At 36.5% G+C, this 13868-nt stretch carries 18 protein-coding genes; 14 read left to right on the top strand and 4 right to left on the bottom strand.

From position 1 onward, the window contains the following. The first annotated feature begins 18 nt into the window (after nucleotides 1-18). Nucleotides 19-528: a GrpB family protein gene (locus D9780_RS12165; RefSeq protein WP_121640261.1), complete on the top strand. Its 510-nt coding sequence runs from the start codon at nucleotides 19-21 to the stop codon at nucleotides 526-528. A 186-nt stretch (nucleotides 529-714) separates the two neighbouring features. Here the strand turns inward: D9780_RS12165 and D9780_RS12160 are convergent, their stop codons facing one another. Next, on the bottom strand, nucleotides 715-897 hold the full coding sequence (locus tag D9780_RS12160; protein ID WP_121640260.1) for a hypothetical protein: 183 nt from the start codon (nucleotides 895-897) through the stop codon (nucleotides 715-717). Between the two features lie 273 nt (nucleotides 898-1170). Between D9780_RS12160 and D9780_RS12155 the strand changes: the two genes are divergently transcribed. Together D9780_RS12155 and D9780_RS12150 are read left to right on the top strand one after the other, a co-directional pair. Then, nucleotides 1171-2631: a SulP family inorganic anion transporter gene (locus D9780_RS12155; protein WP_121640259.1), complete on the top strand. Its 1461-nt coding sequence runs from the start codon at nucleotides 1171-1173 to the stop codon at nucleotides 2629-2631. Between the two features lie 204 nt (nucleotides 2632-2835). Further along, complete coding sequence (locus D9780_RS12150) at nucleotides 2836-3252, top strand: universal stress protein (protein ID WP_073008598.1); 417 nt, start codon at nucleotides 2836-2838, stop codon at nucleotides 3250-3252. A 222-nt stretch (nucleotides 3253-3474) separates the two neighbouring features. Here the strand turns inward: D9780_RS12150 and D9780_RS12145 are convergent, their stop codons facing one another. Continuing rightward, nucleotides 3475-4611 carry an NAD(P)/FAD-dependent oxidoreductase gene (locus D9780_RS12145; RefSeq protein WP_121640258.1) on the bottom strand — a complete coding sequence of 379 codons (1137 nt, stop codon included), beginning with the start codon at nucleotides 4609-4611 and terminating at the stop codon, nucleotides 3475-3477. Nucleotides 4612-4806: 195 nt separating this feature from the next. On the opposite strand from D9780_RS12145, the gene D9780_RS12140 reads away from it, so the two are divergent. The 3 genes from D9780_RS12140 (at nucleotide 4807) to D9780_RS12125 (ending at nucleotide 6717) form a co-directional block, all read left to right on the top strand. Next, on the top strand, nucleotides 4807-5736 hold the full coding sequence (locus D9780_RS12140; protein WP_121640257.1) for a manganese-dependent inorganic pyrophosphatase: 930 nt from the start codon (nucleotides 4807-4809) through the stop codon (nucleotides 5734-5736). 210 nt (nucleotides 5737-5946) lie between these two features. Next, nucleotides 5947-6486 (top strand): GNAT family N-acetyltransferase, encoded by a 540-nt coding sequence (locus D9780_RS12130; protein ID WP_121640255.1) that lies wholly within the window; start codon nucleotides 5947-5949, stop codon nucleotides 6484-6486. A 78-nt stretch (nucleotides 6487-6564) separates the two neighbouring features. After that, on the top strand, nucleotides 6565-6717 hold the full coding sequence (locus D9780_RS12125; protein ID WP_073008587.1) for a small acid-soluble spore protein P: 153 nt from the start codon (nucleotides 6565-6567) through the stop codon (nucleotides 6715-6717). A gap of 13 nt (nucleotides 6718-6730) precedes the next feature. On the opposite strand, the gene D9780_RS12120 is transcribed toward D9780_RS12125, so the two are convergent. Next, nucleotides 6731-7099, bottom strand: a complete 369-nt coding sequence (locus tag D9780_RS12120) for a MazG nucleotide pyrophosphohydrolase domain-containing protein (RefSeq protein WP_121640254.1) — start codon at nucleotides 7097-7099, stop codon at nucleotides 6731-6733. A 237-nt stretch (nucleotides 7100-7336) separates the two neighbouring features. Beyond that, nucleotides 7337-7627, bottom strand: a complete 291-nt coding sequence (locus D9780_RS12115) for a MazG-like family protein (protein WP_116277416.1) — start codon at nucleotides 7625-7627, stop codon at nucleotides 7337-7339. Between the two features lie 571 nt (nucleotides 7628-8198). On the opposite strand from D9780_RS12115, the gene mscL reads away from it, so the two are divergent. The 8 genes from mscL (at nucleotide 8199) to D9780_RS12075 (ending at nucleotide 13668) form a co-directional block, all read left to right on the top strand. After that, a complete protein-coding gene (mscL, locus tag D9780_RS12110) occupies nucleotides 8199-8591 on the top strand; it encodes a large conductance mechanosensitive channel protein MscL (RefSeq protein ID WP_121640253.1) in 393 nt (130 codons plus the stop codon). A 17-nt stretch (nucleotides 8592-8608) separates the two neighbouring features. Next, nucleotides 8609-9208: a GNAT family N-acetyltransferase gene (locus tag D9780_RS12105; protein ID WP_121640252.1), complete on the top strand. Its 600-nt coding sequence runs from the start codon at nucleotides 8609-8611 to the stop codon at nucleotides 9206-9208. Continuing rightward, a complete protein-coding gene (locus tag D9780_RS12100) occupies nucleotides 9189-9725 on the top strand; it encodes a DUF4269 domain-containing protein (RefSeq protein WP_240458677.1) in 537 nt (178 codons plus the stop codon). The genes D9780_RS12105 and D9780_RS12100 overlap by 20 nt, the downstream gene beginning before the upstream one ends. A gap of 243 nt (nucleotides 9726-9968) precedes the next feature. After that, the gene (locus tag D9780_RS12095) at nucleotides 9969-10400 is read left to right on the top strand and encodes a spore coat protein (protein WP_121640250.1); all 432 of its coding nucleotides are present in this window, start codon (nucleotides 9969-9971) and stop codon (nucleotides 10398-10400) included. Between the two features lie 151 nt (nucleotides 10401-10551). Beyond that, nucleotides 10552-11106, top strand: coding sequence for an SLOG family protein (locus tag D9780_RS12090; RefSeq protein WP_121640249.1), 555 nt, complete (start codon nucleotides 10552-10554; stop codon nucleotides 11104-11106). Between the two features lie 203 nt (nucleotides 11107-11309). After that, the gene (locus D9780_RS12085; RefSeq protein ID WP_121640248.1) at nucleotides 11310-12278 is read left to right on the top strand and encodes a nuclease-related domain-containing protein; all 969 of its coding nucleotides are present in this window, start codon (nucleotides 11310-11312) and stop codon (nucleotides 12276-12278) included. Between the two features lie 241 nt (nucleotides 12279-12519). Continuing rightward, nucleotides 12520-13191, top strand: coding sequence for an SIMPL domain-containing protein (locus tag D9780_RS12080; protein ID WP_162985860.1), 672 nt, complete (start codon nucleotides 12520-12522; stop codon nucleotides 13189-13191). A 111-nt stretch (nucleotides 13192-13302) separates the two neighbouring features. After that, on the top strand, nucleotides 13303-13668 hold the full coding sequence (locus D9780_RS12075) for a DnaJ family domain-containing protein (protein ID WP_162985859.1): 366 nt from the start codon (nucleotides 13303-13305) through the stop codon (nucleotides 13666-13668). Nucleotides 13669-13868: the final 200 nt, after the last annotated feature.

The following is a 13868-nucleotide window of genomic DNA, read 5'->3' as shown; positions in this document are numbered from 1 at the left end:
GGAAGAGGAGATAAATCGATGCGCGAAGTAGTAGTTATTCCATATCAAAGTCAGTGGCAGCAACTTTTTGTACAAGAAGCAACAGATATAAAAGAGTTATTTCAAATGGAACTAGTTACGATACATCATATTGGCAGTACAGCTGTGCCGGGTTTAGCTGCTAAACCAATTATAGATATAATGCCAGTAGTAAAGTCCATTGAGAAAGTAGGTGAGTATATAGAAGGTATGGAAAATCTAGGGTATCATGCATTAGGTGAATATGGTATAGAAGGAAGAAGATTCTTTATTAAAGGTGAATACAAGCGGATGCATCATGTACATATGTTTCAACAAGGAGACCGTCATATTGAACGGCATATCGCATTTAGGAATTATTTAATCCACCACCCCTCGACTGCTATAGAATATGGAAACTTAAAACTGACTTTGGCTAAAAAATACCCAAATCAAATCGAAAAATATATGAGCGGAAAAAATGATTATGTAAAAGATGTAGAGCAGCGGGCATTAAGTTGGTATAAATAATAAAAAAGAAATGGAAAGGTGTTATGCTTGCTACTATTATCTTGTACGCGGTAGGGGATCAGGATAGCTCGGATGGGGTGAGTAACCATCGATTAGGAAAACGGCTACCTGATCTATGCAGTTTTTTCTTACTGCTGCCTGTTCGTAGCCCATAGATAGAAAGATGTGACAAAAAGCTAAGTTTTTCTAAAACTGCTTGCAATCGATATCAGCTGGAAGCAATTCTGTTGTTTGCGGTATTACACCATATACAGGAGAAGTACGTTCTAAATCATAATCAGTAATTACATCCTGCAACCAAAACCAACATAATATAAGTACAATCATTGTAAAAATAATTACTGCAAAAACAGCTATTTTTCCTTTCATAACAATTTCTCCCCCAATGTATCTTCATGTTCAATGGTATTAAATATAAAGTTAGCTTACCAAACCTTTATGTGCATGTAAATATGTTAATTAGATTACTTTTAACAAATGAGGTAGTATAACAAAGTAAATCAAAGTAAAATAAATATAGATGAAAATGTACCCGCTTTCTTTCGTGTTTAGTGAAAGATAATCTTATGCTATAATGCTAAGGTTATTTACGGATCAAGCTAGAGAGGCTTGAAGAATACTCATAGAAAGAGGTAGAACTATTTGATAGTACAAGATTGGAAGCGGGAGTGGTTTGGTAACGTTAAAGGGGATATTTTAGCTGGAATTGTGGTTGCCTTAGCATTAATTCCAGAAGCAATTGCTTTTTCTATTATAGCTGGTGTGGATCCGATGGTTGGATTATATGCATCCTTTTGTATCGCAGTAGTGATTGCTTTTGTCGGAGGGCGTCCAGGTATGATTTCCGCTGCAACTGGAGCAATGGCTCTTCTAATGGGAGGATTAGTTGCTGCGTATGGGTTAGATTATTTATTAGCAGCAACCATTTTAACTGGTATTATTCAAATTATTTTTGGGGTTTGCAAGCTTGCTAAAGTGATGAAATTTGTTCCCAGGTCAGTAATGGTTGGTTTTGTAAATGCGTTGGCAATCTTAATTTTCACAGCGCAAATCCCCCATTTTCAAGGTGAAAGCTGGGTGATGTTCGCGTTGGTAGGCGTAACTTTAGCGATTATCTACCTATTACCAAGAATTACGAAAGCAGTTCCGTCAGCTCTAGTGGCAATTGTGGTCGTAACAGCTATTGTTATTTTCGGTGATATTCAAGTTGGTACGGTTGGCGATATGGGAGCACTAACGCAAGAGTTACCTGCATTTTTAATTCCATCTGTTCCATTTACGTGGGAAACATTCATGATTATTTTACCTTACTCCTTTGCGTTAGCTATTGTCGGGTTATTAGAATCACTACTCACATCAAGTATTGTAGATGATATGACAGACACAGAGAGTGATAAAAATAAAGAAAGTCGCGGACAAGGTATTGCCAATATTGTTGCGGGTTTCTTTGGCGGCATGGCAGGTTGTGCGATGATTGGACAATCAGTTATTAACGTCAAGTCTGGTGGGCGTGGGAGATTGTCCGCTCTAGTAGCAGGTGTGTTTCTCATGTTTCTTATCATTGCGTTAGGCGGGTTAGTAGTGCAGATTCCTATGGCTGCTTTAGTAGGAGTTATGATTATGGTATCTGTCGGCACATTTGATTGGAGCTCTGTCAAGCATATACATCGAATACCGCGCACAGATGCCATTGTTATGCTTACAACGGTAGCTGTAGTGGTTTATACACATGATTTATCTAAAGGCGTACTTGCAGGTGTTGTTCTTAGCGCCATTTTCTTTGCGGCTAAAATTTCCCATGTAACTGTACAGAGTAAACGAGTAAATGGAGAAAACAAGCGCATCTATTATGTGGTAGGACAGCTTTTCTTTGCTTCTGTCAGTGATTTGCCAAGTAAGTTTTCGTATACGGAGAATATTCAATGTGTAGAAATTGATTTGTCACAAACCCATTTATGGGACGACTCAGCAGTAGGCGCATTAGATAAAATAGAAGCCAAATTCGCTCAACAGGATATTCGTGTGGAAATCACAGGTTTAAATGAAGCAAGCAGAAATTTAAAGCAGAGAATTGGCGGTGTTTCTAACGCATCTGGACATTAAAACAATTTAAAGTATAAGTGAAACTTACGATGAGCCAAGTTTTTTAAAAGAAATAGCGTATGTAACCGAAATCTGTAGTTCAGCAAAGTGCGTTATTCTCTATACAATAGTGTTTATAGTATAAGAAGAAAGATAACGTTTTTCCGCTATAAAGATTTGGTAATAATCCGAGTTTTTCTAAAAATAATATGTGAGGTGAAAGCTTTGTTTCAAAATATTTTATTAGCAGCAGACGGATCTTCTCATTCGGTGAGGTCTGCTGAGTATACTGTGGAAATAGCTAAAAAGTTTGCTTCTAAAGTAGAAGTGGTATATGTGGTTGACGGTGAGACTGCAAAAGCAGATGTGCTACATGCTACAGATCATACGCAAGTAGAAAAAAATAGGCAAGAAAGGATGCAACCTGTAACAGAGGTGCTACAAGAAGGAGAAATAGACTATACGGTTACTGTTTTACATGGGGAACCAGGTCCGAAAATTGTAACTTATGCCAATGAACATGATATCGATTGTGTCATTTTAGGAAGTCGTGGTAGGAATAACCTACAAACGTTTTTGTTAGGTAGTGTCAGTCACAAAGTTGCTAAAAGAGTGGAATGCCCTGTGTTAATTGTAAAATGAACGAGTTGCTAGAATTTTAAGTAAGGTCGGATGGGATCAATAGATTATCTTTGATTTCATCCGACCTATTTTATTCCTAAAAACTCGATTCGTTCAAATGCATTAAGGTCCTACTTTTGGAATTCTAAACAATGAGTGGGGATGAAAGAAAACCTCATGCATTGATATTACCTATTTTACAAAAAATGTGTAAAAATGTTGTCATGATTTTCCCAATGTATATTAAGGCAGGTTTCTCATAGCGTTTCGTACATCATAAGGAGATAAGTCAATCTCTGGTTGTATATTCATTGCTAAACATGCTAGTTGAGATCCAATAAATGGTCCCATCGTCAGACCTGTTGATCCAAGTCCATTTGCTAATAGCAATCCTTGAAAACCAGCGAGAGCCCCAACAACTGGTAGATGTCCTGGCGTTACAGGACGAAAGCCAACTCGTGCTTCTACAATTGACGCATCCTTTACGTGTGGTGCGAATTCCATCGCTTTTGTAATTATTTCATGCATTCCACCGACAGTTACCCGCCAATCGTAACCGACATTATTTTCATATGTTGCACCGAGGACAATTCGATTGTTTGGAAAGGTGAGCATATATTGGTTATTGGGTGGCTTTACAACGGGTGCAGTAGACAAGTCTACATTTTGGTTTGCAAGTTGTACGTGTAAAATTTGTGCTCGTTGCGCTTCAACTTGAAAAGAAACTCCTAAAGGAGAAAGTAATTCACGCATCCAAGCACCTGTTGCAGCAATAACGATATCTGCTTTTATCTCTTCTCCATTCTGTAGAGTAACTCCTGTAATACTTTGTCCAATGTTTTGTAAGTTTGCTTCTCCTTTAATTAGCTTTGCGCCGTGCTTTTGTGCTCCTCGAAGAAGTGCATCACGGAGTTTTCTTCCGTCAACACGTGCTGCTCCACTAACATAGACAGAACGGTAGCTGTCGTCTAATAGAGGAAACTGTGCTTTCGTTTGTTCGGAAGATAATAGCTCTATATCGCCAATTTCGGGTGCATCTGCTTTTCGTTTGTCTGCTCGTTCTTTCATTGCGATTAATTTTTGCTCATCTCGATGTAAATGTAATGCCCCAACTTGTTGATACCCAGTTTCATTTTCACCATCCTTAGCAAGCGATTTCACTAAGTTTGGGTACATTCTAGCACCTGCTTTGACCAATTCATACCATGCCCTATTTCTTCGTTGGGACAGCCACGGGCAAACGATCCCTGCTGCTGCGTCTGTCGCTTGTCCTTTTTCTTTACTATCAACAATGGTGACATCCCAATTGCTTTTGGTAAGGTAATAAGCAGCAGAAGCACCAACAATGCCACTGCCAATGATAATTGCTTTTTTTTTCATTAAAGATATTCCTTTCGTTTTCATACTGTATCTAAAAATAATATTCTATACCATCATAAAAATAAGTGTGAAAAAAGTAAATCCATGGCTATTCTTTACGACTATTCTAATGAATTTATATTAAATTGCTATTCAAGCTAAATGAATTTTGATAAGCTAATAGTGGTAAAAGCTAATTAGAAGGAGAAATGATTGATGGCAAAGACGATAATTTTTGGACATAAAAACCCAGATACAGATGCAATTTGTTCTGCAATCGGATATGCGAATTTAAAACAGCAATTAGGAATGGATGTGGAGCCTGCTAGATTAGGTGCAGTTAGTAAAGAAACGCAATATGCACTTGATTATTTTGCAGCAAAAGCACCTGCGCTAATAGAGGAAGTAGAGCCAGGAACGAATGTAATTCTCGTTGACCATAATGAATTTCAACAAAGTGTAGCGAATATTAAAGATGCTCGTATTACGGAAGTGGTTGACCACCATCGAATTTCCAATTTCGAAACAAGTGAACCGTTATATTTCCGTGCTGAGCCTGTTGGATGTACAGCTACTATTTTAAATAAGATGTATAAAGAAAATGCGGTTGCTGTTCCAAAGCAAATTGCTGGTTTATTATTATCAGCTATTATTTCTGATTCTTTACTTTTGAAATCTCCAACGTGTACACAAGAAGATATCGATGCGGCTCATGAATTAGCAAAAATTGCTGAAGTAGATGTGCATACGTATGGTCTTGATATGCTAAAAGCAGGTGCAGATTTAGGAGATAAGTCTATTTCCGAATTAATAACCATGGATGCAAAAGAATTTTCTATGGGTGGTGCAAAAGTAGAAATTGCCCAAGTAAATGCTGTTGATACAGAACAAATCTATGCAATGCAAGCAGAAATTGAAGCGGAAATTTCCAATATCATTAAAGAAAAAAATCTTGATTTATTTTTATTCGTTGTTACGGATATCTTGAACAATGATTCAGAAGTACTTGCTGTTGGTAGTGGGAAAGCGAAAGTAGAAAATGCATTTAAGGTTGAGCTTGACCAGCGTAGCCGTGCGTTGTTAAAAGGAGTTGTCTCACGTAAAAAGCAAATCGTAACAGCATTAACAAATGCCTATGAGAAATAAATAAGAATGCATAAGGGAAAAGGAATATACGCAAATAGACTAAATAAAAAAAGATATTATGCTCCACATGGGCATATATCTTTTTTATTTAGAAAAGCTTCTTATAAAGTGTATGTTAGTTTGGATGATGCATATGAAGGGGAACATCTGAACGCAAAAAAATTCTATTTTTTGCGTTCATGTCAATAAATAATTTTAGGGAGAATCTGTATGAAAATAAGAACAGAAAGATTGTTGATACGTAATTTTGAATGGGGTGATTGGCAAGAAGTGTACCACTATACGTCCCAAAGCTCTGTTATGAAATATATGCCGGAAGGATTGCTGTCAAAAGAGGAAACACAGAATTGTATGAAACAGAACATGGGTAAATCAGCCAAAAAATTCCCAGTAATATTAGTTAATACAAACACTTTAATCGGCCACGTTGAATTTTTCGAATATTTCGGCAACCACACGTATGAGATAGGGTGGGTATTTAATCCCAAATATCATAATAAAGGTTACGCATCAGAGGCTGCATTTGCAATGCTAAAATATGGATTTGAAGAGCTACAGTTACATAGGGTGGTAGCCACTTGCCAGCCAGAGAATGTTCCTTCATATCGTGTCATGGAAAAGATTGGTATGAGGAGAGAAGGCTACTTTAAAAAATGCATTCCTCATGAAGACGAATGGTGGGATGAATATGCGTATGCTATTCTGAGAGAAGAATGGAAAGGTAGCTCAGCTTCTTATTATCCTAGATAAATTTTTATGCGTATTTATCAGGAATAAACTGGGCGCTTCCTACAAATGCTAACTGTAACGAAAAGAGGAGGGATTTCCATGGGAGGTAAACCAAAAGGTCCAAAACAGCAATCACACCCTGACTTACCTGAAAGCCCCAGGCAACCTTATGGAGAACCGTTAGCTGGCTCTAAAAAGGTGAAAAAGGCAAATCATTCAAGTCAAAAGCATAATCCACATCATGGGTTATAAAGTGAAAACTGAATCAGTGGGAGGTTTTTTCATCCCACTGATTGTTAAAGCTTTTATTTGCCTCATCATTAAAATAACGATCGGAGAGTTTCTTCTTATGTGACTGAAACACATCTTCTAGCGGGATATTATACTTATTTGCAATCACGATTAAATTACCCAACACATCCCCTAATTCTTCAGTTAACGCTTGTTTATTTTTCTCATAAGTTTCCTTCATTTCATCAGGTCTATCCCTTCCTATCTCAAGGGCTCTTATAGCACGTGCAACTTCACCCGTTTCTTCTGCTAAAAAACCGATACGAATAAAAATGTCTAATTCGGACCAGCCCCTACTTTCATAATATTCCTTTACCCATTGTTGAAATTCAATAACATTCATTCTCCTCTAACCTCCATTTTTACTACTAACAGTTTAACAAAAAATGAAAGTATTATATAATTTTATTTAGCGATGAATGAGTAGAGGTATAAAGGGAAAAAGGTAGCCATATAGGTTTTTATGGAACACCTTACTCGATTAAAAACCTATTTAATGAATATTGGAAAATGCAAAAAGCAGTAAAAATAGAAGTTATTTTACTAAAGCACTTAGTAAATAATAAATTGCTCTGCTCTTTTACATTTTACGTTGCCATTTGTCCATTTTTGTTATTATTAATTCTTGTAACTCATTTTCATTTTCAGCTACTTTATAGAATAAGGCTAAAGTTACAAGAATGACATCTACACATTCTTCTTTTACTTCATGAATACCTAATTGTTTATATTCACTTCCATTTGCTTTTAAGTAAGATAATATTGCTTGTGATGTTTCTCCAACCTCTTCTGTTAATTTTAGTACCATTTGCTCCAATGTTTTTGGTTCTTTTTCACTTAGTAGCTTAATCTGTTTCAATAATTGCTCCATAGACGTATAGTACCTCCAACTTTTATAATGGTTCTATTCAATTTAAGTTATCATTTATGATATATATGGGGGCAGTTTTTGATGAATAATGACAATAGACAACTATTGTTTTTATAAGATTCCCCCTACTCTAGATGAACTAGATCTTTTTATGCAATATCTATTATATAGTAAAAAAAATTTGTAGTGTTTGATTTCTTTTTGGATATAGACTCTTTTGAGTGTATAAGGTATGTAAAGTAAATTCCCTTTAGATTTTGAGTCATAGTATTTGCATCTATGATACGCCTGTAAAACATAATACAGTAATGTGGCATGTTTTGCGGAATAAGCTATCCCCATGTAAAAATATGTCATTACCAATAATCAGTCTTTTTGTAATGTCCTCCATTGCCAGCAGTCCTATGATTTTATTGAGCTAGCAGCTACCAAAAGTATTACCAAAAACCCACTAGTAAAAGAAATTGTTTGCTAGGGTCTACATGACAGTTGTTCTTTCTTAACAGTTATACTTTTTAATTACTTTTTGCTATGATTAAACGTATAAATTGGCAAGAGAGGGTGCTTCGTTATGTGGAAAGATTTTAAAGAATTTGCGTTTAAAGGAAATGTGGTTGATTTAGCTGTAGCCGTTGTAATTGGAGCAGCATTTAGCGCCATTGTAACCTCCTTAGTAGAAAATATGATTACACCAATTATCGGCATTATGATGAATGGCATCGATTTTAGCAATTTATCAATCACCTATAAAAGTGCGACTATTAATTATGGGTTGTTCATCCAATCCATTGTTGATTTCTTTATTGTTGCAGGTTCTATATTTCTATTTATTCGGTTATTAATGAAATTTAAGCGTAAAAGAGAAGAAGATCCTGTAGAGGAAGTACTAGAAGTGAACGCCCAAGAAGAATTATTAAAGGAAATAAGGGATTTATTGAAAGCGCAGAGAAACAATCAGAAATAGATATTGGAGGAGATTATTTGGAGATTAAAGTCTATCATCCTAAGTATGAAAAAGGGTGGTTACAATGTAGGGTATTGGCATTTCTATCAACAGCTTACTATGATAATGTCTTACAAGAAAAAGAAAACTATAAGCACCCGTCTATTGAATTGGTGGCTATCCATCAAAGTAAAGTAGTTGGGCTGATCGATGTAGAATATGAGACGGAAAAGAATCAGGTATGTACAGGTGAACGGGGGCTTGGAGGCATGATTTGGCATCTTGCTGTACACCCTGATTATCAGCGGCTTCAAATTGGACAGCATTTATTACACCGAGTCGAAAACCTTGCCATTGAAAAAGGTTTGACCTATTTGGAAGCATGGACAAGAGACGATAACTGGGTTGTAGACTGGTATAAGAAAAATGATTTTCGCCCCGTTTATGCTTATTTGCATGTTTTTATGGAAGGTAAAAGTGAAATGCAACATGTAAAAAGTGAGATTAAAGCGCTTCGTCCTGTTCAAACTTGGGCTCATTACAATGGGGAGAACGAGGAATCTATTCGGCAAACATTTGAGCGAGTGCATACATGCACCGGTTTGGAAAAGAGGTTAGATGATGCTAAACGTTTATGAAAGGCTTCTAACTGGCGATAAACAGCAAAAGCAAGCGTATGAAGTAATCATGCATTTAAATGTACTGCATGATTTAAAAGCATATAATCCGATTTTATGCGGTACATTTCCGTTAGGGATTCACACTTCTAAGTCAGATTTAGATATCATTTTACATTCTAAAGATTTGCGGTGTTTGGAACAGAAGATCAAGCGGTTATATTCGCACCATGAATCATTTACATCAAAACATAAAAATATTCGCGAACGGGAAGTGTTGAAAGTGAATTTTATTTATCAATCATTCTCTTTTGAACTTTTTGCGCAAAATCAGCCAGTCAATGAGCAATACGCCTACTTGCACATGATTATTGAAGAAAAAATATTGTTAAAGTATCCTGAATGGAAACAGAAAGTGATTCACTTCAAACAATCAGGGGTGAATACAGAGGCAGCTTTTTGTAAACTACTAGGGCTAGAAGGGGACCCCTTTGAAGCGTTAATTCAATATGGGAAACAAAATCATATTATAGCATAAAACAGGGGATTTTTATTTATATTTTGCTTGACTCTCTATATGACGCTATAGGGAAATATATATTATGGTTTACAGTAATTAGCTTTGGTTTTTACTACATTTATGTTGTTGATGTAAATGAAAACAAACAGGACTAGTCTTTTTTTACAACATATTTTAGCTTTTTAGGTGATTGACTTATACAAAAGGGTGATACTTGCCATAGGTTATTAGTGAACCTATAACAGGAAAGGAGAATTTTTCATGTGGAATCATCATGGGAAGTGTTGTCCCCCAAAGCAGGTCGTTCATCCAACAAAATATGATTGTGTAAAACAATGTAGTGAAAATGTTGTAGAGCATATTCACCCTTCGCATACAACGGTGCAAAATCATCATACGACAATTAATAAGCATGTATTTCCTCATTCTACTTCTGTACAAAATACAAATAGCAGTGTAGATGTATACGGTGGGTCTTTTAATGTGCCATCTCAAGTAGGAGGGGCAATGGCACCAGGAATGGGAAATGGTCAAGTAGCAGGAGCAATGGCGCCAGGAATGGGAAATGGTCAAGTAGCAGGAGCAATGGCACCAGGAATGGGAAATGGTCAAGTAGCAGGAGCAATGGCACCTGGAATGGGTTACGGCTGTCATAAGCCAAAACATTGCCAACCACCACATAAATGGTGTTAACTTAAAATGAGAGCTGGCATAGTATATGTCAGCTCTTTATTATCCCAAGCAGAAGTGTGTTATCGTATTGTTAGTACCTTCACTAATTTGATGTCATCGTATAAAGCTATTCTTTAGTGGAATAAAGATCCAATAAGTAGGAGCGTATAAAATGAAAATTTTAACCGTAACAGGATATAAACCAATGGAAATCAATATATTTAAAGAGGATGATGAACGGATTACATATGTAAAGACCGCAATAAAAAAGCGTTTAATACCGATGATCGAGGAGGGCTTGGAATGGGTCATCCTATCTGGACAAATGGGTGTGGAAATGTGGACTGCAGAGGTGATATTGGATTTGCAAGATAATTATGATGTTCAATTAGGAATATTTCCACCGTTTGAAAATCAGGACAGTCGCTGGCCGGAGCCACTGCAAGAGAAGTACCAATCCATCGTTGCAGCAGCTAATTTTTATAAGCCCGTATATCGAGGCGATTATCGAGGAGCCTACCAGTTTAAAGCAAAAAACTTATGGCTAGCGGATAAAAGCGATGCCTGCTTATTACTTATGGATCAGGAGTATCCAGGAAGTACACGCTTCTTTTATGAAATAGCTAAACAATCTTTACCAGATCATTCCATTTATACGATTACACCGGCGGATTTAGACGATGTTGTTGAAGAAATTAGGATGGCTAATCCTGATTACTGGATGTAACTGTAAATTCGCTGAAGTTCACAAGGAAATCGCTTGAATTTATATGGAAGTCGCTGGAGTTCACAAGAAAATTGTTTGAAGTTCACCACTTTTTCGCTGAAGTTCACAATCTAAGCGTAATAAATTTAAACTTCTTGCAGGTTTTTGAAGTATGTTATCGAATCTGTTATTTTAGTAGTAACTTAAATAAAAGGAGTGATCGATTGATAATAAAGCCATTGCAAGCTCCACATTATCTTTTACAAATGGAAGCATTAGCACGAAGAATTTCACCTCATCACATATTAAAAGAGAGCATTACAAGTAAAGCGAAACGATTGCGAGCAGGTTATATAGGCGAAGCATCCCTTGAATATTATCTCCAATTTTTACCCTACCATAATTTCTTCATCTTCTATAATATTCGCTTGAAAGATGAACACGGCTATTTTCAAATAGACATTCTCGTTGCCTCTACGAAGTTTCTCTTCATTCTGGAAGTGAAAAATATTAAAGATCATGTAATTTTTGATGACATGGGACAAGCTATTCGCTTTGTAAATGAAAAAGAAGAAGCTTTTACTCATCCAATATACCAAATAAATTTACAACACACGAGATTGCTTCGATGGTTGCGACAATACAACCTTCCGCCAGTCCCACTTGAAAAATTAGTCATTTATACTCACCCCAAAACCATTCTTAAAAATCTCACAAACGATCCGACGATTTCAAAACATATTATTCAAAAAGAAAAGCTACTTGAAAAGGTGGAGCTATTTCAAGAAACATATACGCAATCTTGCTTATCTGAAGAAGAACTGCTTCGTTTATCCTCTCTCCTAATTTCTTCCCATACAACAAAAGAGGTTGCTGTTATGCAGAAGTATGCGCTGACAAAGAATGAGCTTCTTCGAGGTGTATTTTGCTTTAACTGTAAGAAAAGCAAAATGTACTTTCATTATGGGACGTGGCGGTGCAGTAGCTGTCATCAGCAATCAAAAACAGCTCATCGACATGCGCTTTCTGATTATGCTTTATTGATAGAACCGTATATAACGAATCGCCAAGCTCGAGAGTATTTAGAAGTACCATCTTCCCATATGATGAAACGATTACTTATGAAAGAAAAAATGAGCGCTGTTGGAAATACTAGTGGCAGAAAATATAAGGTAGAAGTTTTACGATTCTAAGAGAGAGCAGGATACAAATTCTGTAAATTCGCTGAAGTTCACAAGGAAATCGCTTGAATTTATATGAAAGTCGCTGGAGTTCACAAGAAAATTGTTTGAAGTTCACCACTTTTTCGCTGAAGTTCACAATTAGTAAAACGAATCCGTTTAAACTTCCTTCCTCTCTTTTTCATCTTTACGTTAATGTCCGCATAACCTTTAATGATTGTTATAAAGTATCATGAAAGGAGTGGCCGTACACATGTATCCCAACTATTATCAAATGCCTACAAGAACTGAGTCCGTCTCAAATAGGACAATGAAAGTGTATGGAACAGGAAAAGTAATGGTGGAGCCAAACATTGCTTCGGTTCAATTAGGAGTCGTTACTGAAGATCCTTCCCTGACGAAAGCGCAACAGGAAAATGCGCGCATCATGGATCAAGTAATTCAATCTTTAAATGAATTAGGTGTACCTCCACAAGCAATACAAACCTCTTCCTTTACTATCCGACCTATTTTTGACTATAAAGATGGAAAGCCTGTAAATCAACGGTATCAGGTTATGAACACGCTTCAAGTTATGCTTACAGATTTTGAAGCAATAGGAGCTATTATTGATAGGACTGTCCTAGAAGGAGTAAACCGCGTATTTGATATTCAATTTTCAACTGATCAGCAAGCAGCCGCTTATGATCAGGCTTTGCAAAGTGCTTTAGAGGATGGAACTCGCAAAGCCAGCACCATTGCCCAAAATTTCCATGTAGTTCTAGATACCATTCCGCTTAAAATTATAGAACAAACCTCACCATCTCCAGTAGCTTATAAAGCCTTTTCTGCTACTGCTGAAAGTACTACGACCCCGATTCAAGCCGGTCAAATAGAAGTAGAAGCAAATGTGGAATTGTTATATCGGTATGCATTTGTCCAATAAAAAAAGCTTTTATTCTCAAATATTTTCCCTGTTTTTCGCTTTTGTGAAGCAGGTTATTTATGGAATATGTCGAATACTATAATAAAATCAAAAGTGAAAAGAGGGATGTGGATGGATAAAGAATCGAAAAATGAGTATGAAGTGAATGAGCGAATTCAATATACTGATCCCATTAGTGAAATGGTTAAACGGGCAGAAAGGGAAGGACAATTTGAAAATTTACCAGGAAAAGGAAAGCCGCTAAAATTAAAGGGTGACAATTTTAGTCAAGAACAGCAGTTATATAAAACAATGAAGGATAATCACGTATTACCAAAATGGATCGAATTAGCTAATGAAATTGACGTGTTAAAAGAAGAACTAGCTATTTTGCATGTAGAAGAAAGGAAGGCCAAAATAAAACTTACGAATAAAAAAATTAAACAATACAATCGCTTGTGCCCGCCTTCTTTACAGCGAAACAAAATACATGAATAAAGCGATTTTTGAAATCAAGCAAGAAATGATCACAAGTCTAAAAGATGGAACAGCTTTTTGAATGGCCCGGAAGAGGCGTAAGCGGGGTTCTGCAACGAACGTTTAGGGGTCTAAGCAGTATGAGAAGAGAGCTTCGACTTCACTGTGAAGTATGGTTCACGCACATATAAAAACAATAGGCTAAAAACGATTTGCCTAAT

Origin of the sequence: Virgibacillus sp. Bac330 (genome assembly GCF_003667845.1) — a bacterium.
GTDB lineage: Bacteria > Bacillota > Bacilli > Bacillales > Amphibacillaceae > Virgibacillus > Virgibacillus chiguensis.
The sequence above is the reverse complement of the archived record's forward strand: the minus strand, read 5'-3'. Positions and strand labels throughout refer to the sequence as shown.

What these genes read in the sequence shown, in the direction of transcription:
- D9780_RS12165 (WP_121640261.1), top strand. Translation starts at nt 19, where the DNA reads ATGCGCGAAGTAGTAGTTATTCCATATCAAAGTCAGTGGCAGCAACTT.
- D9780_RS12160 (WP_121640260.1), bottom strand. Translation starts at nt 897, where the DNA reads ATGAAAGGAAAAATAGCTGTTTTTGCAGTAATTATTTTTACAATGATT.
- D9780_RS12145 (WP_121640258.1), bottom strand. Translation starts at nt 4,611, where the DNA reads ATGAAAAAAAAAGCAATTATCATTGGCAGTGGCATTGTTGGTGCTTCT.
- D9780_RS12140 (WP_121640257.1), top strand. Translation starts at nt 4,807, where the DNA reads ATGGCAAAGACGATAATTTTTGGACATAAAAACCCAGATACAGATGCA.
- D9780_RS12130 (WP_121640255.1), top strand. Translation starts at nt 5,947, where the DNA reads ATGAAAATAAGAACAGAAAGATTGTTGATACGTAATTTTGAATGGGGT.
- D9780_RS12125 (WP_073008587.1), top strand. Translation starts at nt 6,565, where the DNA reads ATGGGAGGTAAACCAAAAGGTCCAAAACAGCAATCACACCCTGACTTA.
- D9780_RS12120 (WP_121640254.1), bottom strand. Translation starts at nt 7,099, where the DNA reads ATGAATGTTATTGAATTTCAACAATGGGTAAAGGAATATTATGAAAGT.
- D9780_RS12115 (WP_116277416.1), bottom strand. Translation starts at nt 7,627, where the DNA reads ATGGAGCAATTATTGAAACAGATTAAGCTACTAAGTGAAAAAGAACCA.
- mscL (WP_121640253.1), top strand. Translation starts at nt 8,199, where the DNA reads ATGTGGAAAGATTTTAAAGAATTTGCGTTTAAAGGAAATGTGGTTGAT.
- D9780_RS12100 (WP_240458677.1), top strand. Translation starts at nt 9,189, where the DNA reads ATGATGCTAAACGTTTATGAAAGGCTTCTAACTGGCGATAAACAGCAA.
- D9780_RS12095 (WP_121640250.1), top strand. Translation starts at nt 9,969, where the DNA reads ATGTGGAATCATCATGGGAAGTGTTGTCCCCCAAAGCAGGTCGTTCAT.
- D9780_RS12090 (WP_121640249.1), top strand. Translation starts at nt 10,552, where the DNA reads ATGAAAATTTTAACCGTAACAGGATATAAACCAATGGAAATCAATATA.
- D9780_RS12080 (WP_162985860.1), top strand. Translation starts at nt 12,520, where the DNA reads ATGTATCCCAACTATTATCAAATGCCTACAAGAACTGAGTCCGTCTCA.
- D9780_RS12075 (WP_162985859.1), top strand. Translation starts at nt 13,303, where the DNA reads ATGGATAAAGAATCGAAAAATGAGTATGAAGTGAATGAGCGAATTCAA.